Source organism: Buttiauxella selenatireducens (genome assembly GCF_031432975.1).
GTDB classification, from domain to species: domain Bacteria; phylum Pseudomonadota; class Gammaproteobacteria; order Enterobacterales; family Enterobacteriaceae; genus Buttiauxella; species Buttiauxella selenatireducens.
In genome coordinates this window covers 512450-530767 of sequence record NZ_CP133838.1, presented here as the reverse complement: position 1 = coordinate 530767, position 18318 = coordinate 512450, and the positions used below count along the sequence as shown (strand labels likewise).

Here is an 18318-nt window from a genome sequence, read left to right as displayed (position 1 = left end):
ATAATCTTTGGTAGCAGGTGATTGCACGCGCTACGTTTAACCCGATCTAAATCGCATCCTCGCGACTAATGACAACCCTGACCCGCCCCTGCGGATAAAGCCTCTCATTAGCCGCGCGAACCTCTGCAATAAAGATCACACCCTGCAACAATACATTAGTTTCCATAGAATTGCTGCCATATGGTTGAAAAAAGGGGCCTTAAAAGGCCCCTTTTTCTGAAACTCGCAAGACTTAGCGACGCAGACCCAGACGCTCGATCAGGCTGGTGTAACGTGCTACATCTTTACGCTTCAGGTAGTCGAGCAGTTTACGACGCTGAGAAACCATACGCAGCAGACCACGACGGCTGTGGTGATCTTTTTTGTGCTCTGCAAAGTGACCTTGCAGGTGGTTAATCTGTGCAGTCAGCAGTGCAACCTGAACTTCAGTAGAACCGCTGTCGTTAGTACCACGACCAAACTCAGAAACGATTTTAGCTTTAGCTTCAACGCTTAGAGACATTTTCAACTCCAAAATTATAGATAAAAAGAGAGAGTGCCGATCTCTAATTCAGCAACTCCAGTGCACATTCCCACCGCTGTAAAACAATGGTGAGAATGTTAAGCCGCGCCATTTTACCTGTAGCAACCTGTTATCGCAAGGCAACTACAAATGTCAGACGGGATACTCTACGACCAGACGACGAGGCGCTACACGCCCATCATCATCAATTTCAGCCATACCGATAAATTTGCCTTCATCACCTTCGGTGACTCGGACAAGCCCTTCTGCTGGGCTACCAGATACTTGCACCGGTTGCCCATTCTTGAAGTAACCCGCAACAGCAGGTTGCAAATTCACGATTGGGAAATCCGAAGCAGGACTGTCCATTGGCATCAGCAGGGGATCTAACAGCACGGATGGCTCAATACCTTGCTCTTGTGCTTGCTCAAGCAACGCATTCAGTTGCTCAAGCGTCACCATGCGTTCGACAGGATACTTACTCACCGCCAGACGGCGCAGGAAAGTCACGTGGGCCCCACATCCGAGCTTCTCACCTAAATCATCGGTGATAGTGCGAATATATGTCCCTTTAGAGCAGTGAATTTCCAGTTCCAGTTCATTCCCTTCATGGCGAATAAACAACAATTCGTAGACAGTGATGGATCGTGCTTCACGCGGCACTTCGATACCCTGGCGCGCATATTCATAAAGCGGTTTGCCTTGATATTTCAGTGCGGAGTACATCGATGGGACTTGCTGAGTTTCGCCACGAAAACTTTCTAACGCAGTTGCCAGTTCTTGCTCGGTAAAGGTGACCGGACGTTCCTGAACCACGGTGCCATCGGCATCAGAGGTATCAGTACGTTGCCCCAGGCGGGCAATAACACGGTAACGCTTATCGGAGTCCAACAAATAGCGTGAGAACTTCGTCGCTTCACCGAGGCAAATCGGCAACATTCCCGTTGCAAGCGGGTCAAGCGCTCCGGTATGGCCGGCACGGTTAGCGTTATAAATACGCTTAACCTTCTGCAACGCATCGTTAGAAGATAACCCCTGAGGTTTATCCAACAACAATACTCCGTGGATATCACGACCACGACGACGAGGACGACTCATTAATCCTCCTTGCTGTCATCCGTATCGTTTACACGGCGCTCATCATCGTTTCTGATGACGTTTGAAACCAGATTCGACATGCGCATGCCTTCAACTAACGAGTTATCGTAGAAGAAAGTCAATTCAGGCACGATGCGCAAGCGCATTGCTTTACCCAGCAAAGAGCGAATGTAGCCAGACGCATCTTGCAGAACCTTGATGCCTTCTTTCACAGCTTGTTCGTCTTTGTCGTTCAGGAACGTAACAAACACTTTGGCATAAGCCAGATCGCGCGACACTTCGACACCAGAAACGGTGGTCATCATGCCCAGACGCGGGTCTTTAATTTCGCGCTGCAGGATGATTGCGATTTCTTTCTGCAATTCCTGAGAAACACGCTGTGGGCGACCAAATTCTTTCGCCATAATAAATTCTCCATAAAATCAGGGGGCGCTCGGCCCCCTAAAGATATTAGCTATGTACTCGGCTGATATCAGGCGATAGTACGCTGGATTTCGATGATTTCGAAGACTTCGATAACATCACCAACACGTACATCGTTGTAGTTCTTCACGCCGATACCACATTCCATACCGTTACGAACTTCGTTAGCGTCATCTTTGAAGCGGCGCAGGGATTCCAGCTCGCCTTCATAGATAACCACGTTGTCGCGCAGTACACGGATTGGGTTGTGACGTTTGACCACACCTTCGGTAACCATACAACCTGCGATGGCGCCAAATTTCGGCGATTTGAACACATCGCGAACTTCGGCCAGGCCGAGGATCTGTTGTTTCAGTTCCGGAGACAGCATGCCGCTCATTGCCGCTTTCACTTCGTCGATCAGATGGTAGATGACGGAGTAGTAACGCAGATCCAGGCTTTCTGACTCAATGACGCGACGTGCAGATGCATCAGCACGGACGTTGAAGCCAACAAGGATAGCGTTAGATGCTGCAGCCAGTGTTGCGTCAGTCTCAGTGATACCGCCTACGCCAGAACCGATGATTTTAACTTTAACTTCATCAGTAGACAGTTTCAGCAAGGAATCGCTAATCGCTTCAACAGAACCCTGAACGTCGGCTTTCAGCACGATGTTCACTTCGGACACTTCGCCTTCGGTCATGTTGGCGAACATGTTTTCCAGTTTAGATTTCTGCTGGCGAGCCAGTTTAACTTCGCGGAATTTACCCTGACGATACAGAGCAACTTCACGAGCTTTCTTCTCATCACGAACAACTGTTACTTCATCACCCGCTGCCGGAACACCGGACAGACCCAGGATTTCAACAGGAATAGACGGACCTGCTTCTGCAACTTCACGACCCATTTCGTCACGCATTGCACGAACACGGCCATACTCGAAGCCACAAAGAACGATGTCGCCTTTGTTCAGAGAACCTTCACGAACCAGAACAGTTGCTACCGGACCACGACCTTTATCCAAGAAGGATTCGATAACCACACCGCTTGCCATGCCTTTGCGCATTGCTTTCAGTTCAAGAACTTCAGCTTGCAGCAGGATTGCGTCCAGCAGTTCGTCAATACCCGTGCCCGCTTTAGCAGATACGTGTACGAACTGGCTTTCGCCGCCCCACTCTTCTGGCATGATGCCGTACTGAGACAGTTCTTGCTTAACGCGGTCTGGATCAGCTTCTGGCTTATCAATTTTGTTCACTGCTACAACTACTGGCACCTGCGCCGCTTTTGCGTGCTGGATTGCTTCGATAGTTTGTGGCATCACGCCGTCGTCAGCAGCAACAACCAGAACAACGATATCCGTTGCCTGAGCACCACGAGCACGCATAGAAGTAAACGCTGCGTGGCCTGGGGTATCCAGGAAGGTGATCATACCGTTGTCAGTTTCTACGTGGTATGCACCGATGTGCTGGGTAATACCACCCGCTTCGCCGGACGCAACTTTAGTAGAACGAATATAGTCAAGCAGAGAGGTTTTACCGTGGTCAACGTGACCCATGATGGTAACAACCGGCGCACGTGATTCTGCAACTGCATCAGTATCACGATCGCTCATCAGCGCTTCTTCCAGCTCGTTTTCACGACGCAGGATAACTTTGTGGCCCATCTCTTCGGCAACCAGCTGTGCGGTTTCCTGGTCGATGACCTGGTTAATGGTCGCCATAGCGCCCAGTTTCATCATCGCTTTGATGACCTGAGAGCCTTTAACAGCCATTTTGTTTGCCAGTTCTGCAACAGTAACGGTTTCGCCGATGACGACGTCACGGTTAACTGCCTGAGCAGGCTTGTTGAAGCCTTGTTGCAGTGAACTTGGTTTACGCTTGCCTTTACCACCACGAACCGCAGCACGAGCTTCTTCACGGTCAGCTTTAGACTCGCCGTGTTTTCCGCCTTTCTTCTGGCGCGGTGCTTTAGTTGTAGCAGTACGAGCACGAGTACGGCCAGCTTCTACTTCGCGGTCGTTTTCGTCTTCAGCCTGGCGCGCATGCTGAGAGGTGGTGACATGGTAATCTGATTTATCGTCTTCCACTTTCTCTTCTTCCGTCCACACACCTGCGTTAGCTTCAGCCATTTTACGGGCCTCTTCAGCTACACGACGGGCGTCTTCTTCTAATTTGCGACGGGCTTCTTCTTCCGCTTTACGCTTCAGCTCTGCAGCTTCAGCTTCGCGACGGGCTTTGTCGGCCTGGGCGCTTTTCGTCATATCGTCTTGATTGCTCACTTTGTCTTTTTCCGCAGCTTCACGTTTCGCTTTATCAGCGGCTTCACGCTTAGCTTTCTCTTCAGCTTCACGTTTAGCTTTTTCTTGCGCCTGACGATTGGCAGCTTCCTGCGCCTCACGTTGGGCTTGCTCTTCCGCTTCACGCTGCGCCTGTTCTTCCGCGGCAAGACGTTCAGTCTCTTGCGGATCACGTTTCACAAAGGTGCGCTTCTTGCGGACTTCGATTTGTACCGATTTACTTTTCCCACCGGTACCTGGAATGTTTAAAGTACTGCGCGTTTTGCGCTGTAATGTCAACTTATCCGGCGCGGAACCATGTTCACGGTTCAGGTGCGCCAGTAAGGTTTGTTTTTCCTGGGCCGAGACAGAATCATCAGCAGCCTTAGGGATCCCTGCATCAGCAAATTGCTGTACCAGGCGGTCCACGGAGGTCTGAATCTCTGCGGCCAGCGCTTTTACGGTTACATCTGTCATGCTGTTCCTTCCTGCTACAGTTTATTACGCTTCGCCGCCAAACCAGCAGATATTGCGAGCAGCCATGATCAATTCACCGGCCTTCTCGTTGGTTAAACCTTCAATATCTGACAGATCGTCGACACCTTGCTCAGCCAGGTCTTCAAGCGAGCTCACACCGCGCGAAGCGAGTTTAAAGGCCAGATTGCGATCCATACCTTCGAGGTTCAGCAGATCCTCTTGAGGTTTGTTATCGCCCAGGCTTTCTTCCTGCGCCAATGCCAGTGTGGTGAGGGCGTTTTTGGCGCGATCACGTAATGCTTCCACTGTATCTTCATCAAGGCCATCTATTTCCAGCAGCTCTTTCATCGGCACGTATGCCAATTCTTCGAGAGTGGAGAAACCTTCTTCTACCAATACAGTGGCGAAATCCTCGTCGATCTCGAGGTATTTGGTAAAGGTATCAATGGCCGCATGTGCTTCAGCCTGATGCTTAGCTTGCAGGTCATCAACAGTCATTACGTTGAGTTCCCAGCCGCTCAGTTGGGCTGCCAGGCGCACGTTCTGACCGTTACGACCGATTGCTTGTGCCAGATTGCCTGCCTCTACCGCGATGTCCATTGTATGTTTGTCTTCATCGACAACAATGGAAGCCACGTCAGCCGGTGCCATAGCGTTGATAACGAATTGTGCCGGGTTATCGTCCCACAGCACGATATCAATACGCTCACCACCCAATTCTGTAGATACTGCCTGAACACGCGCACCACGCATGCCAACACAAGCACCTACTGGGTCGATACGTTTATCGTTGGTTTTCACAGCGATTTTCGCGCGAGAACCAGGATCACGAGCAGCGGCTTTGATTTCAATAACTTCTTCGCCAATTTCCGGCACTTCAATGCGGAACAGTTCGATCAGCATTTCAGGCTTGGAACGGCTAACAAACAGTTGAGCACCGCGAGCTTCCGGACGCACAGCATAAAGCACACCGCGGATACGGTCACCCGGGCGGAAGTTTTCACGCGGAAGCATATCTTCACGCAAAATCACCGCTTCGGCGTTGCTTCCGAGATCCAAAGAGATGTTCTCGCGGTTAACTTTCTTCACAACACCGGTGATGATCTCACCTTCGTGTTCGCGGAACTGATCAACAACCATTGCACGTTCAGCTTCACGTACTTTTTGTACGATAACCTGTTTTGCAGTCTGGGTGGTGATACGGTCGAAAGTCACAGATTCGATTTGGTCTTCAACGTATTCGCCAACATTCAGCGCTGGGTCTTCGAATTGTGCTGCATCAAGGGTGATTTCACGCGTTGGTTGGGTAACTTCTTCTACAATGACCCAGCGGCGGAAAGTATCAAAGTCACCACTTTTACGATCGATGCTAACGCGAACATCAATCTCTTGTTCGTATTTTTTCTTCGTCGCTGTTGCCAGTGCACTTTCCAGCGCTTCGAAAATCTTCTCACGCGGCAATGATTTTTCGTTGGAAACTGCTTCAACAACAGCCAAAATTTCTTTGTTCATCCTGGGTTTTCACCTCAATCCAAACTATTAAAAGTGGGGTACCAGGTTCGCTTTCTGGATGTTGCTCAGCGCGAACACTTCATCTTTGCCTTCCACCGTAACCGTGATCATCTCACCTTCTACGGCTTTAATAATACCCTGCCATTTACGACGGTTTTGCACGGCCATGCGCAACACAATGCTCACTTCTTCGCCAGTAAAGCGAACGTAATGCTCTGCTGAGAACATTGGGCGATCAAGGCCTGGTGAGGAAACTTCCAGGTTGTAAGCCACAGTGATAGGGTCTTCGACGTCCAGTACTGCACTTACCTGGTGACTGACATCAGCACAATCATCAACATTGATGCCTGCTTCACTATCAATATAGATGCGCAGCGTGGATTGGCGACCTCGAACAAATTCGATCCCTACCAATTCATAGCCCAGCGCCTCGACCGGTGCTGAAATCATCTCTGTTAATTTTTGCTCTAATGTGGACAAGCCCACCCCCAAGAAATGAAAAAAGGGCATATAGCCCAGTTATTCTGAAGTCAGATAACAAAAAACCCCGATAAATCGAGGCTTTATATAACTGAACCCTGTATACCGCAACAGCGGCCCGGACACCATCCAGGAGAATTTTTTTCTAAATTCTTCGCGAGGCACCAACTGGTGTTCACAGTATATTTGAAAAAGAACTCTCAGGGAAAGTGGTTGCGGGGGCCGGATTTGAACCGACGACCTTCGGGTTATGAGCCCGACGAGCTACCAGGCTGCTCCACCCCGCGTCCGAAAACGTGGCAAATATTACGCCGATATTGCATAAAATGCAAGAAATGCAGATATTTTGGTACCGAGGACGGGACTTGAACCCGTAAGCCCAATCGGGCACTACCACCTCAAGGTAGCGTGTCTACCAATTCCACCACCTCGGCACTCTGGATACGGTAATCAATTCTTACCGCATCAATGCTGACAACTTACTGCGGGATATCGCTGCTCGGCTTGGTAGGTGCCGCTGGCTGTGACTCAGTTTTTGTTGGCTGAGTTAAATTATCCCACACACTTCCTTTATCGGTTTTGTTGGTATTGAGGTTACCCAGTACCAGGCTGATGATAAAGAACAGCGTTGCTAACACAGCGGTCATGCGGGTCATGAAATTACCTGAGCCACTTGAACCAAACAGTGTCGCGGAAGCGCCTGCTCCAAAGGAGGCTCCCATATCAGCGCCTTTACCTTGCTGCAGCATGATAAGACCAACAAGGCCTAACGCTACAATAAGGAAAACAACTAAAAGAGCTTCGTACATAATCAACCTGTTCCTTGCGGTATTACCGCATACCAAAGCTTCAAACCAGTCAAGCGGATACGTTTAAGTTTACCCACTGAAGCGGGTGAGAATACTAACCAAAGCCTTCGATCTGCGCAAGGGCAATTTATTCACATTTCGCTGACTGCGGAAAAAAACAGCAATACACGCACTTTCGCTTAGAAAAAAGGCGACAAACGCCGCCTTTTCACACAATTCACACGCGAATGCTTTATACCGCTTTTACTGCATCAGCAATGCGATTTGCATACTCGATAACCAGTGCTTCGTCTTCCCCTTCAACCATTACGCGGATTAAAGGTTCAGTCCCGGATTTACGCAGCAACACGCGACCACGGCTGCCCAGCGCTTCTTCCACTTCTGCAGTGGTTTTCTTCACTGTGTCATGCTCAAGTGGATCGCCGCTACCCGCAGTAAAGCGTACGTTTACCAGAATCTGAGGGAACAATTTCATTCCACTGCACAAATCGTGCAGACTCATGTGGTTGCGCACCATCGCGGTAAGTACTTGCAAACCTGCAACGATGCCGTCACCGGTAGTCGTTTTATCCAGCAGAATCACGTGCCCTGAATTTTCAGCACCAATTCTCCAGCCTTTTTCCTGCAGTTTTTCCAGGACATAACGGTCACCCACTTTTGCACGCGCAAACGGGATACCTAACTGTTTAAGAGCCAACTCGAGGCCCATATTGCTCATCAGCGTGCCTACTGCACCACCGCGCAATTGACCCTGACGTAATCCTTCACGAGCGATGATGTAGAGGATTTGGTCGCCATCAACTTTATGGCCCAGGTTATCCACCATGATTACACGGTCACCATCACCATCCAGTGCGATACCAATATCCGCTTTTTCAGCCAACACGCGCTCCTGAAGCATACGCACGTCAGTTGCACCGCATTTTTCGTTGATGTTAACGCCGTTTGGCTCACAGCCAACAGGGATAACAGTGGCACCTAACTCGCGCAGTACATTTGGTGCAATGTGGTAAGTCGCGCCGTTAGCACAATCAACGACAATTTTAAGACCATTAAGGCTTAACTCGTTCGGGAAAGTGCCTTTGCAAAATTCGATATAGCGGCCCGCTGCATCAACGATACGGCTGGCTTTACCCAACTCGGCAGAATCCACGCACGTGATTTCTTTTTCCATTTCAGCTTCAATGGCTTCTTCAACGTCATCAGGCAATTTAGTGCCGTCGATAGAGAAGAATTTAATCCCGTTATCATAGAATGGGTTATGCGAAGCGGAGATAACAATCCCTGCTTCTGCACGGAATGCGCGGGTCAGATAAGCAACAGCTGGTGTTGGCATCGGGCCGGTGAATGAGGCAGATAAACCCGCCGCCGCCAGGCCCGCTTCTAACGCAGACTCCAGCATATAACCTGAAATACGGGTGTCTTTACCGATAATAATTTTACGTGAGCCGTGACGAGCTAACACTTTACCCGCAGCCCAGCCAAGTTTAAGGACGAAATCAGGGGTAATTGGGGAATCGCCTACACGACCGCGAATGCCGTCTGTGCCAAAATATTTACGGTTACTCATAGCGTTTTTTTTCCTTCGCTGAAAGTGTGGCTTCCACCACGCGCATCGCTTCGACTGACTCTTTCACATCGTGAACTCGAATGATATTAGCCCCCTGCATTGCGGCTATCACTGCACAAGCAAGGCTGCCACTCAGGCGTTGATCTGGCCCGACGTTAAGCAGTTGGCCAACCATTGATTTACGCGACATTCCCACCAACAATGGTAAACCAAAGTGATGGAGTTCGGATAGTCGGGCCAAAAGTTGGTAATTGTGTGTAAGATTTTTACCGAAACCGAAGCCTGGGTCGAGCAACAATTTTTCTTTTGCGATACCAGCCGCTTCACAGCGAGCAATTTGGTCGATAAAGAATCGATTCACATCGGCAAAGACATCTTCGTAATGTGGCGCCTGCTGCATATTCTTAGGCTCGCCCTGCATATGCATCAGACAAACCGGCAAACCGGTTTCTGCGGCCGCTTCAAGTGCACCGGGCTCCTGCAACGAACGTATATCATTGATGATATGCGCGCCGACTCGCGCCGATTCACGAATAACTTCCGGTTTGGAGGTATCCACTGAGATCCAGACTTCAAAACGTTGCGCGATAGCCTCAACGGCAGGAATGACCCGGGATAACTCCTCATCGACGCTCACTTCAGCCGCTCCAGGACGCGTCGACTCACCACCAATATCAATAATCGTCGCGCCTGCGTTGATCATTAAGTTAGCGTGTTTAACGGCCTCCACTAACGAATTGTGCTGTCCACCGTCGGAAAAGGAGTCTGGCGTGACGTTCAAAATCCCCATGATATGTGGATGTGAAAGATCAAGCGTGCTGCCCTGAGCTGTGAGTTTCATCGAGATTCCCTTGTGTTAACTAAGGCTATTTCCAAAATAAAAAACCCTGGGACAAGCCCAGGGTTTAAATAGATTACTGCATTAACATCCGGCAGTTACGACTTATTTGTCGCCCAACTGCTCTGACATTGTATTACCAGGATTCGGCGTACGCGGTTCATCGACCGGACGCGGTGCACGTGGTGTACCATTGTTGTCAGAATTGTTGTTGCCGTTGTTTGAATCTTCCCAACCTGCTGGCGGACGCACATCGCGGCGATTCATCAGATCATCAATCTGTGGCGCATCGATGGTTTCATACTTCATCAATGCGTCTTTCATGGTGTGGAGAATATCCATATTTTCATTCAGCAGCTGGCGAGCACGAGCGTAGTTACGCTCAATCAACAGCTTAACTTCCTGATCGATGATACGCGCAGTTTCATCGGACATATGTTTCGCTTTCGCCACTGAACGACCCAAGAACACTTCACCTTCCTCTTCCGCGTACAGCAACGGACCGAGTTTCTCAGAGAAGCCCCATTGGGTAACCATGTTACGAGCGATGGATGTTGCTACTTTGATGTCGTTAGACGCGCCAGTAGAAACATGTTCAGCACCATAAATAATCTCTTCAGCAAGACGACCACCGTACAACGTAGAAATCTGGCTTTCCAGTTTCTGACGGCTGGCACTGATCGCATCACCTTCCGGCAGGAAGAAAGTCACACCCAACGCACGACCGCGTGGAATGATTGTCACTTTGTGTACCGGATCGTGTTCAGGAACCAGGCGACCAATAATCGCGTGACCTGCTTCATGGTATGCGGTGGATTCTTTTTGCGCTTCTGTCATCACCATGGAGCGGCGTTCCGCACCCATCATGATTTTGTCTTTCGCTTTTTCGAATTCAACCATCGAGACCACACGTTTGTTACCACGGGCAGCAAACAGAGCAGCTTCGTTAACCAGGTTTGCAAGGTCAGCACCAGAGAAGCCTGGAGTACCACGTGCAATAATTGCTGCATCGATGTCTGGAGACAACGGTACGCGACGCATATGGACTTTCAGAATTTGTTCGCGGCCACGCACATCTGGCAGGCCAACCACAACTTGACGGTCAAAACGGCCTGGACGCAGCAATGCTGGGTCAAGTACGTCAGGACGGTTTGTTGCGGCGATAACGATAATACCTTCGTTACCTTCGAAACCATCCATTTCAACCAGCATCTGGTTCAGCGTTTGTTCACGTTCATCGTGACCACCGCCCAGACCTGCACCACGCTGACGGCCAACGGCGTCAATTTCATCAATGAAGATGATGCAAGGTGCCGCTTTCTTAGCTTGTTCAAACATGTCACGAACACGAGATGCACCCACGCCCACGAACATTTCAACGAAGTCAGAACCGGAAATTGTAAAGAATGGTACTTTCGCTTCACCTGCGATGGCTTTCGCCAGCAAGGTTTTACCGGTACCCGGAGGGCCAACCATCAGCACACCTTTCGGGATTTTACCGCCCAGTTTCTGGAAGCGGCTCGGCTCACGAAGATACTCAACCAGTTCTGCGACCTCTTCTTTTGCTTCATCACAACCTGCGACGTCAGCAAAAGTGGTCTTAATTTGGTCTTCGGTGAGCATACGCGCCTTGCTCTTACCGAACGACATGGCACCTTTGCCACCGCCGCCCTGCATTTGACGCATAAAGAAGATCCAGACCCCAATAAGCAATAGCATTGGGAACCAGGAGATGAAAATAGAAGCCAGCAAGCTTGGCTCTTCAGGCGGTTCGCCTACTACTTTCACATTTTTGGTCAGCAGGTTATCAAGCAGTTTAGGATCGTTAACGGGGATGTAAGTCGTGTATCGGTTACTATCTTTCTTGGTAACGTTGATTTCACGTCCGTTAATACGCGCTTCGCGTACCTGGTCCTGATTTACTTCAGACAGGAAAGTGGAGTAATCCACCCTACGGCCATTTGACTCGCTGGGCCCAAAGCTCTGGAACACAGACATCAGCACAACCGCGATGACCAGCCAGAGTATTAGGTTTTTCGCCATGTCACTCAAGGGATTAACCTCATATTACAACTGTGTTAACAAACAGCGTCAGGGTACTATAGTTTTCGCCCTGTCGCTACAATGTACACTTCACGTGAGCGGGCACGAGAAGAGTCCGGTTTACGAACTTTAACTGTCGTAAACAGGGAGCGAATTTCTCGCAGGTATTCATCGAAACCTTCGCCCTGAAACACTTTCACTAAAAAACTACCGCCTGGGGCCAGAACGTCACGACACATTTCCAGTGCCAGTTCTACTAAATACATAGCCCGAGGAATATCTACTGCCGGTGTCCCGCTCATATTTGGAGCCATATCTGACATGACAACCTGAACTTTACTGTCACCAACACGATCCAACAGAGCTTTCACGACTAGTTCATCACGAAAATCACCCTGAAGGAAATCAACACCAACGATAGGATCCATTGGTAAAAGATCGCAAGCAATGATTCGCCCCTGATTCCCGATTTGAGTCACCACATATTGTGACCAGCCTCCGGGAGCAGCACCAAGATCAACAATCGTCATTCCTGGCTTAAAAAGTTTGTCACTTTGCTGTATTTCATCAAGTTTAAACCAGGCACGGGAACGCAACCCCTTTTTCTGTGCCTGAATTACATATTTATCGCTAAAGTGTTCCTGCAGCCAGCGACTGGAGCTGGCAGAACGCTTTTTACCTGTCATCTCAAATTCCAACTTTGTTCATCGTGAATAGCAGGCTGTAGAGTTCTCAGCACAACCGATTTGGCGATACAGTAGAGATGGCGGTAGAATGAACCGTTTTCAATCCCAAAGTAAGCAAAAAATACGATGAATCTGAGTACTAAACAAAAACAGCACCTGAAAGGTCTTGCTCATCCGCTCAAGCCTGTAGTTATGCTTGGCAATAACGGTTTGACCGAAGGGGTACTGGCCGAGATTGAACAAGCGCTTGAACATCATGAGTTAATCAAGGTGAAAATCGCAACGGAAGATCGCGAAACTAAAACCTTGATTGTAGATGCCATCGTGCGTGAAACCGGCGCCTGTAATGTACAGGTTATCGGTAAAACGCTGGTGCTCTATCGCCCGTCTAAAGAGCGCAAGATTTCTCTGCCAAAATAAGCAGAGAGTGTGCAAAATGCCACGCTCTGTTAGTTGATAAAAGGCCGCGATGCGGCCTTTTTCCTTTCTTTACAATACGCCACGCTATAAAAAAGCGTAGCAGAAATTATAAATATTCCACTTTTACAATTTCGAACTCTACATCGCCACCCGGCGTGCGGATAACCACAACATCATCTTCTTCTTTACCCACAAGACCACGAGCGATTGGTGAGTTCACAGAAATTAGATTCTGTTTAAAATCAGCTTCATCATCGCCAACAATGCGATAAGTCTGCTCTTCGTCGTTATCCAGATTCAAAACCGTCACGCTCGCACCAAAAATGACACGACCGTTATTTGGCATTTTTGTGATATCGATAACCTGAGCATTGGACAGCTTAGCTTCAATATCCTGGATTCGACCTTCACAAAAACCCTGTTGCTCACGCGCAGCATGATATTCAGCGTTTTCTTTTAAATCGCCATGTTCGCGGGCATCAGCGATCGCGGCAATAATTTGTGGGCGGCGCACAGACTTCAGGAAATCCAGCTCTTCACGTAATCTTTCTGCGCCACGTAGGGTCATCGGAATAGGTTGCATTGTTATACCTCTTCAAAACTTTCCTGTTCAGAACTGCCCTGCGGCACTTCTGAATCCAGAGCCTGGTTTGCATAAATAAGGCAAACCCCTGGCACTAAGCAAAATAAAACTGACCCGGTGCAAAGCACCAGGCCAGGAACGGTTTCCAAATTGACCTGTATTTTACCCTGGAGTTCACTGAGGGTCATCGTTTACTTTGCACCGCGATGCACCGTAGTATGACGGCACGTTTCCAGGTTGTTACCGCGAGATTATGCGATTTTTTAGATTTGTCATTGGATTGACCAGTGCTGTGGTGTTCAGCGTCCAGGCTGCCAACGTAGAAGACTATACCTCCCAATTGCCTGCAGGTGCGAATCTGGCTTTGATGGTGCAAAAAGTAGGTGCGCCCGCTCCCTCGATTGACTATCACAGTCAACAGATGGCGCTGCCTGCTAGTACTCAAAAGGTCATCACTGCTCTGGCAGCACTCCTACAGTTAGGGCCAGACTTCAGGTTTACGACCACCCTTGAAAGCCATGCTCAAGTCAGTAATGGCATCTTGCAAGGGGACCTTATTGCGCGATTTGGTGGCGATCCAACGTTAAAACGTCAGGATATTCGCAATATGGTGGCTGTTCTGAAAAAATCAGGTGTGCAACAAATTCAGGGCAATGTGCTGGTTGATACGTCGGTTTTCGCCAGTCATGACAAAGCGCCAGGTTGGCCATGGAATGATATGACGCAGTGTTTTAGCGCACCGCCAGCCGCCGCTATTGTCGACCGAAACTGTTTTTCTATTTCACTCTACAGCGCACCAAAAGCGGATGATTTAGCGTTTATTCGTATCGCTTCTTACTATCCGGTAGTGATGTTCAGCCAGGTTCGTACGCTAGCAAAAGGTTCCCCTGATGCACAATATTGCGAACTGGATGTTGTTCCAGGTGATTTAAATCGCTTTACGCTAACCGGCTGTATGACCCAGCGAGCAGACCCTCTCCCACTGGCATTCGCGATACAAGATGGCGCCAGTTACGCGGGTGCGATTTTGAAAGCTGAGCTTAAAGAAGCGGGTATCAGTTATAGCGGAACCTTGTTACGTCAAACACAATCGAATACCCCCGGTACGGTTATCGCCAGCAAGCAATCCGCGCCACTGCACGATTTGTTAAAGATTATGCTCAAGAAATCGGACAACATGATTGCCGATACTGTTTTTCGAACTATCGGCCATAACCGTTTTGGTGTACCGGGAACCTGGCGCTCCGGAGCAGATGCCGTTCGGCAAATCCTTCGGCAGAAAGCAGGCGTTGATTTAGGAAATAGTATCGTGGTCGATGGTTCTGGGTTGTCGCGTCACAATCTCATTTCCCCTGCCACCATGATGCAGGTACTTCAGTACATCGCCCAAAATGACACCGAGCTAAACTTTATCTCAATGTTACCGTTAGCGGGTTATGACGGCTCCTTACAATATCGTGCTGGCCTTCATCAGGCCGGGGTTGATGGTAAAGTTTCTGCGAAAACGGGTTCACTGCAAGGTGTTTATAACCTTGCTGGATTTATTACCACTGCCAGCGGTCAAAGAATGGCCTTTGTGCAATATTTGTCAGGCTATGCTGTCGAGCCTGCCGATCAACGTAACCGTCGTATCCCGTTAGTGCGCTTTGAAAGCCGCCTCTATAAGGATATCTACCAGAATAATTGAGTTATGAAACTACTGATTGTTGAAGACGATTTACTGTTGCGGGAAGGCCTGGTACTGGCAATGAACGCCGAGGGTTACGCGCTTGATTGTGCCACGACCGCTGCCGAAGCTGATGCGCTGATCGAAAGTGGCGAGTACGGCATGATTATTCTCGATCTTGGTCTGCCAGATAAAGATGGCGCCGCACTGTTAAGGCAATGGCGGCGTCGCAGTATCAGCACGCCTGTGCTGATACTGACAGCTCGCGATGCACTGGAAGATCGCGTCAATGGTCTGGATTCTGGTGCCGATGACTATTTGGTTAAACCCTTTGCGCTCGCGGAATTGCAAGCCCGTACGCGGGCTCTAATCCGTCGTTATCAGGGGCATAGCGATAACCTTATTCAACATGATGACCTGACGCTCAACCTGCAAACTCAGCAGGTACTATTGCAAGATCAACCCGTCGAAATCACCCCAAAAGAGTTCGCCTTACTGACACGTTTGATGATGCGTATCGGGCAGACTGTGCACCGCGAAACGTTGCAACAGGATATCTACAGCTGGCAGGACGATCCTGGTTCAAATACGCTTGAGGTGCATATCCACAACCTGAGACGTAAATTAGGCAAAGACAGGATCAAAACCATTCGTGGCGTGGGTTATCGACTGGATAGCCGTGTATGAACAGTATGCGCCAGCGGCTGATGGTGCTTCTTGCACTTATTCTTTTGTTTTTTCAATTGATTAGCGTTATCTGGTTGTGGCATGAAAGTCGTGAGCAAATCAGTTTCCTGGTCAGCGAAACGCTTTCAGCTAAATCCCGAAATCAACATGTAGAGAAGGAAATCCGCGAAGCGATTGCGTCATTACTGGTACCTTCTCTGGTGATGATTGGCTTCACGTTGTTCTTCTCATTTTGGGCGATTACCTGGATAACCCGTCCCTTGAACCGCCTGCGCACAAGCCTGGCAAATCGGTCTGCTGACAACCTGTCACCGCTCTCCATGTATTCAGATATGGACGAAATGGTAGCCGTGACCAACTCACTGAACCAACTCCTGGCGCGGCTCAACCATACCATTCAGCAAGAACGCTTATTTACCGCAGATGCCGCACATGAACTACGAACGCCTCTTGCTGGCATTCGGCTACACCTCGAGTTGATGGCAAACTCAGGCGTTCAGCAAGCTCCTATGCTGTTGGAACGTATAGACCAGTTGATGCATACCATTGAACAATTGCTGATGCTCTCGCGTGCCGGACAAGCGCTGGCGAGTGGTCATTACGATACGCTTGACTGGCATCGTGACATCATTTCGCCGCTCAAGATTGAAATGGAAGAAATGGTACTCTTGCGCGAGCAAACCATTATCTGGCCACATGAAGGCCAAAATACCGTTCAGGGTGATGCAGTGCTACTTCGCCTGATGTTGCGTAACCTGATGGAAAACGCATCTCGATATAGTCCGCCTAAAAGTACCATTTCGATATCATTAACCGCCCAGGATAACGGGGCGAAGCTCACGGTTTCAGACCAGGGACCGGGCATCGACGAAAAACATCGCCAGACAATTACCGATCCATTCCGTCGAATGGATGAACGTTATGGTGGAAGTGGACTTGGGCTGAATATTGTCCAACGAATCGTCCAGCTTCATCATGGAAAACTGGCGTTGGATAACGGTACCGATGGCGTTGGTCTGCAAGCAAGCTGTTGGATCCCATCGCAGAACCAATAAAAAAAGGCCGGAATTCTCCGGCCTTTTTTATGATAACGTTTTATTTCTGATAAATGATTTCGACACCTTCGTCGTCATCTTCATCCCAATCGTCATCCCAATCTTCGTCTTCTTCTGCTTCCACCGCGTCGAGTTGTTGTTGATGGTAGTCATCCCACATAAACTCAACTTTCTCAGGTGCCACAGGCTGAAGCTCAGCAACTTTCGGGTTAGCAATGATAAAGTCCATTACATCCCAGCACAGTGCGTTGACGCCTTCGCGATTAACTGCAGAGATCAGATAGTATTTATCTTCCCAGCCCATCGCCGTCGCAATTTCTTTGGCGCGCGCTTCGGCATCTTCTTTACTCATCAGATCGGCTTTGTTGAATACTAACCAACGCGGCTTGTCAGCAAGTTTCTCGCTGTATTTTTCCAGTTCACCAATGATGATACGGGCGTTTTCAACCGGATCTGATTCATCAATTGGCGCGATATCGATGAGGTGTAATAGCACACGGCAACGCTCAAGGTGCTTCAGGAAGCGGATACCGAGGCCTGCGCCTTCAGCAGCGCCTTCAATCAGCCCTGGGATATCAGCAACCACAAAGCTCTTCTCGTTATCCATACGGACTACGCCAAGGCTTGGAATCAAGGTAGTAAACGGATAATCCGCTACTTTTGGTTTTGCCGCTGAAACAGAGCGAATGAAAGTAGATTTGCCGGCATTGGGTAAACCCAGCATACCCACGTCAGCCAACAGCAACAACTCAAGCTGGATATCACGCTTCTCACCTGGCGTACCCATGGTCTTTTGACGAGGAGTACGGTTTACAGATGATTTAAAACGGGTGTTACCCAGACCGTGCCAACCGCCCTTAGCCACCATCAGCTTCTGACCATGCTGGGTCATGTCACCCATGGTTTCGCCAGTGCCCTGATCGATAACACGCGTCCCTACAGGAACTTTAACCGTGATGTCTTTACCACGTTTACCGGTACAGTCACGGCTCTGACCATTTTGACCACGTTCAGCGCGGAAAGATTTCTCGAAGCGATAATCGATCAATGTGTTGAGGTTTTCATCCGCCTCAAGCCAGACATCACCGCCATCACCGCCATCACCACCGTCCGGGCCACCTCTGGGAATATATTTTTCGCGACGGAAGCTAACGCAGCCGTTACCGCCATCACCTGCTACGACCAGGATCGTTGCTTCATCAACAAACTTCATTT

Annotated in this window: 17 protein-coding genes and 2 tRNA genes; 4 read left to right on the top strand and 15 right to left on the bottom strand. The window is 49.3% G+C overall.

The genetic code is table 11. The annotated features are described in order from the left end of the window. Positions 1-232 precede the first annotated feature (232 nt). From rpsO to rlmE, 13 genes are all read right to left on the bottom strand, one after another. Positions 233-502: a 30S ribosomal protein S15 gene (gene rpsO, locus RHD99_RS02535; protein WP_002434239.1), complete on the bottom strand. Its 270-nt coding sequence runs from the start codon at positions 500-502 to the stop codon at positions 233-235. Between the two features lie 153 nt (positions 503-655). Then, positions 656-1600, bottom strand: coding sequence for a tRNA pseudouridine(55) synthase TruB (gene truB / locus RHD99_RS02530; RefSeq protein WP_309877330.1), 945 nt, complete (start codon positions 1598-1600; stop codon positions 656-658). After that, a complete protein-coding gene (gene rbfA, locus RHD99_RS02525) occupies positions 1600-2004 on the bottom strand; it encodes a 30S ribosome-binding factor RbfA (protein WP_034459684.1) in 405 nt (134 codons plus the stop codon). The genes truB and rbfA overlap by 1 nt, the downstream gene beginning before the upstream one ends. Positions 2005-2072: 68 nt before the next feature. Continuing rightward, on the bottom strand, positions 2073-4754 hold the full coding sequence (infB, locus tag RHD99_RS02520) for a translation initiation factor IF-2 (RefSeq protein WP_183270783.1): 2682 nt from the start codon (positions 4752-4754) through the stop codon (positions 2073-2075). 24 nt (positions 4755-4778) lie between these two features. Further along, on the bottom strand, positions 4779-6266 hold the full coding sequence (nusA, locus tag RHD99_RS02515; protein WP_183270784.1) for a transcription termination factor NusA: 1488 nt from the start codon (positions 6264-6266) through the stop codon (positions 4779-4781). 27 nt (positions 6267-6293) lie between these two features. After that, the gene (rimP, locus tag RHD99_RS02510; protein ID WP_270142661.1) at positions 6294-6746 is read right to left on the bottom strand and encodes a ribosome maturation factor RimP; all 453 of its coding nucleotides are present in this window, start codon (positions 6744-6746) and stop codon (positions 6294-6296) included. A 210-nt stretch (positions 6747-6956) separates the two neighbouring features. Next, positions 6957-7033: transfer RNA gene (locus RHD99_RS02505), tRNA-Met, on the bottom strand. Between the two features lie 60 nt (positions 7034-7093). Then, positions 7094-7180 (bottom strand) — tRNA-Leu (locus RHD99_RS02500). Positions 7181-7225: 45 nt separating this feature from the next. Then, positions 7226-7555 carry a preprotein translocase subunit SecG gene (secG, locus tag RHD99_RS02495; RefSeq protein WP_034459692.1) on the bottom strand — a complete coding sequence of 110 codons (330 nt, stop codon included), beginning with the start codon at positions 7553-7555 and terminating at the stop codon, positions 7226-7228. 232 nt (positions 7556-7787) lie between these two features. Next, positions 7788-9125 (bottom strand): phosphoglucosamine mutase, encoded by a 1338-nt coding sequence (gene glmM, locus RHD99_RS02490; RefSeq protein WP_183270787.1) that lies wholly within the window; start codon positions 9123-9125, stop codon positions 7788-7790. Next, positions 9118-9966 (bottom strand): dihydropteroate synthase, encoded by an 849-nt coding sequence (gene folP, locus RHD99_RS02485; protein WP_309877329.1) that lies wholly within the window; start codon positions 9964-9966, stop codon positions 9118-9120. Before folP ends, glmM begins: the two co-directional genes overlap by 8 nt. Before the next feature lie 102 nt (positions 9967-10068). Beyond that, positions 10069-12006, bottom strand: coding sequence for an ATP-dependent zinc metalloprotease FtsH (ftsH, locus tag RHD99_RS02480; RefSeq protein ID WP_183270789.1), 1938 nt, complete (start codon positions 12004-12006; stop codon positions 10069-10071). Between the two features lie 56 nt (positions 12007-12062). Further along, entirely contained in the window at positions 12063-12692 is a 630-nt protein-coding gene (rlmE, locus tag RHD99_RS02475) for a 23S rRNA (uridine(2552)-2'-O)-methyltransferase RlmE (RefSeq protein WP_034459701.1), read from the bottom strand. Between the two features lie 126 nt (positions 12693-12818). Between rlmE and yhbY the strand changes: the two genes are divergently transcribed. After that, on the top strand, positions 12819-13112 hold the full coding sequence (gene yhbY / locus RHD99_RS02470) for a ribosome assembly RNA-binding protein YhbY (RefSeq protein WP_008454796.1): 294 nt from the start codon (positions 12819-12821) through the stop codon (positions 13110-13112). A gap of 106 nt (positions 13113-13218) precedes the next feature. Here yhbY and greA read toward each other — a convergent pair whose 3' ends face one another. Further along, on the bottom strand, positions 13219-13695 hold the full coding sequence (greA, locus tag RHD99_RS02465; protein ID WP_183270790.1) for a transcription elongation factor GreA: 477 nt from the start codon (positions 13693-13695) through the stop codon (positions 13219-13221). A gap of 253 nt (positions 13696-13948) precedes the next feature. Here greA and dacB point away from each other — a divergent pair, with 253 nt between their 5' ends. The 3 genes from dacB to pmrB are packed head-to-tail and all read left to right on the top strand — an operon-like array spanning position 13949 to position 17103. Then, positions 13949-15382 carry a serine-type D-Ala-D-Ala carboxypeptidase gene (dacB, locus tag RHD99_RS02460; RefSeq protein WP_309877328.1) on the top strand — a complete coding sequence of 478 codons (1434 nt, stop codon included), beginning with the start codon at positions 13949-13951 and terminating at the stop codon, positions 15380-15382. Between the two features lie 3 nt (positions 15383-15385). After that, positions 15386-16048, top strand: coding sequence for a two-component system response regulator PmrA (pmrA, locus tag RHD99_RS02455; RefSeq protein WP_183270792.1), 663 nt, complete (start codon positions 15386-15388; stop codon positions 16046-16048). Beyond that, the gene (gene pmrB / locus RHD99_RS02450; RefSeq protein ID WP_309877327.1) at positions 16045-17103 is read left to right on the top strand and encodes a two-component system sensor histidine kinase PmrB; all 1059 of its coding nucleotides are present in this window, start codon (positions 16045-16047) and stop codon (positions 17101-17103) included. Before pmrA ends, pmrB begins: the two co-directional genes overlap by 4 nt. Positions 17104-17143: 40 nt before the next feature. On the opposite strand, the gene cgtA is transcribed toward pmrB, so the two are convergent. Then, positions 17144-18316 carry an Obg family GTPase CgtA gene (gene cgtA, locus RHD99_RS02445; protein WP_183270794.1) on the bottom strand — a complete coding sequence of 391 codons (1173 nt, stop codon included), beginning with the start codon at positions 18314-18316 and terminating at the stop codon, positions 17144-17146. Positions 18317-18318: the final 2 nt, after the last annotated feature.

Coding starts and splice junctions, on each gene's coding strand:
- infB (WP_183270783.1), bottom strand. CDS start 4,754: ATGACAGATGTAACCGTAAAAGCGCTGGCCGCAGAGATTCAGACCTCC.
- rbfA (WP_034459684.1), bottom strand. CDS start 2,004: ATGGCGAAAGAATTTGGTCGCCCACAGCGTGTTTCTCAGGAATTGCAG.
- rpsO (WP_002434239.1), bottom strand. CDS start 502: ATGTCTCTAAGCGTTGAAGCTAAAGCTAAAATCGTTTCTGAGTTTGGT.
- rlmE (WP_034459701.1), bottom strand. CDS start 12,692: ATGACAGGTAAAAAGCGTTCTGCCAGCTCCAGTCGCTGGCTGCAGGAA.
- pmrA (WP_183270792.1), top strand. CDS start 15,386: ATGAAACTACTGATTGTTGAAGACGATTTACTGTTGCGGGAAGGCCTG.
- cgtA (WP_183270794.1), bottom strand. CDS start 18,316: ATGAAGTTTGTTGATGAAGCAACGATCCTGGTCGTAGCAGGTGATGGC.
- nusA (WP_183270784.1), bottom strand. CDS start 6,266: ATGAACAAAGAAATTTTGGCTGTTGTTGAAGCAGTTTCCAACGAAAAA.
- dacB (WP_309877328.1), top strand. CDS start 13,949: ATGCGATTTTTTAGATTTGTCATTGGATTGACCAGTGCTGTGGTGTTC.
- glmM (WP_183270787.1), bottom strand. CDS start 9,125: ATGAGTAACCGTAAATATTTTGGCACAGACGGCATTCGCGGTCGTGTA.
- folP (WP_309877329.1), bottom strand. CDS start 9,966: ATGAAACTCACAGCTCAGGGCAGCACGCTTGATCTTTCACATCCACAT.
- yhbY (WP_008454796.1), top strand. CDS start 12,819: ATGAATCTGAGTACTAAACAAAAACAGCACCTGAAAGGTCTTGCTCAT.
- truB (WP_309877330.1), bottom strand. CDS start 1,600: ATGAGTCGTCCTCGTCGTCGTGGTCGTGATATCCACGGAGTATTGTTG.
- pmrB (WP_309877327.1), top strand. CDS start 16,045: ATGAACAGTATGCGCCAGCGGCTGATGGTGCTTCTTGCACTTATTCTT.
- greA (WP_183270790.1), bottom strand. CDS start 13,695: ATGCAACCTATTCCGATGACCCTACGTGGCGCAGAAAGATTACGTGAA.
- ftsH (WP_183270789.1), bottom strand. CDS start 12,006: ATGGCGAAAAACCTAATACTCTGGCTGGTCATCGCGGTTGTGCTGATG.
- secG (WP_034459692.1), bottom strand. CDS start 7,555: ATGTACGAAGCTCTTTTAGTTGTTTTCCTTATTGTAGCGTTAGGCCTT.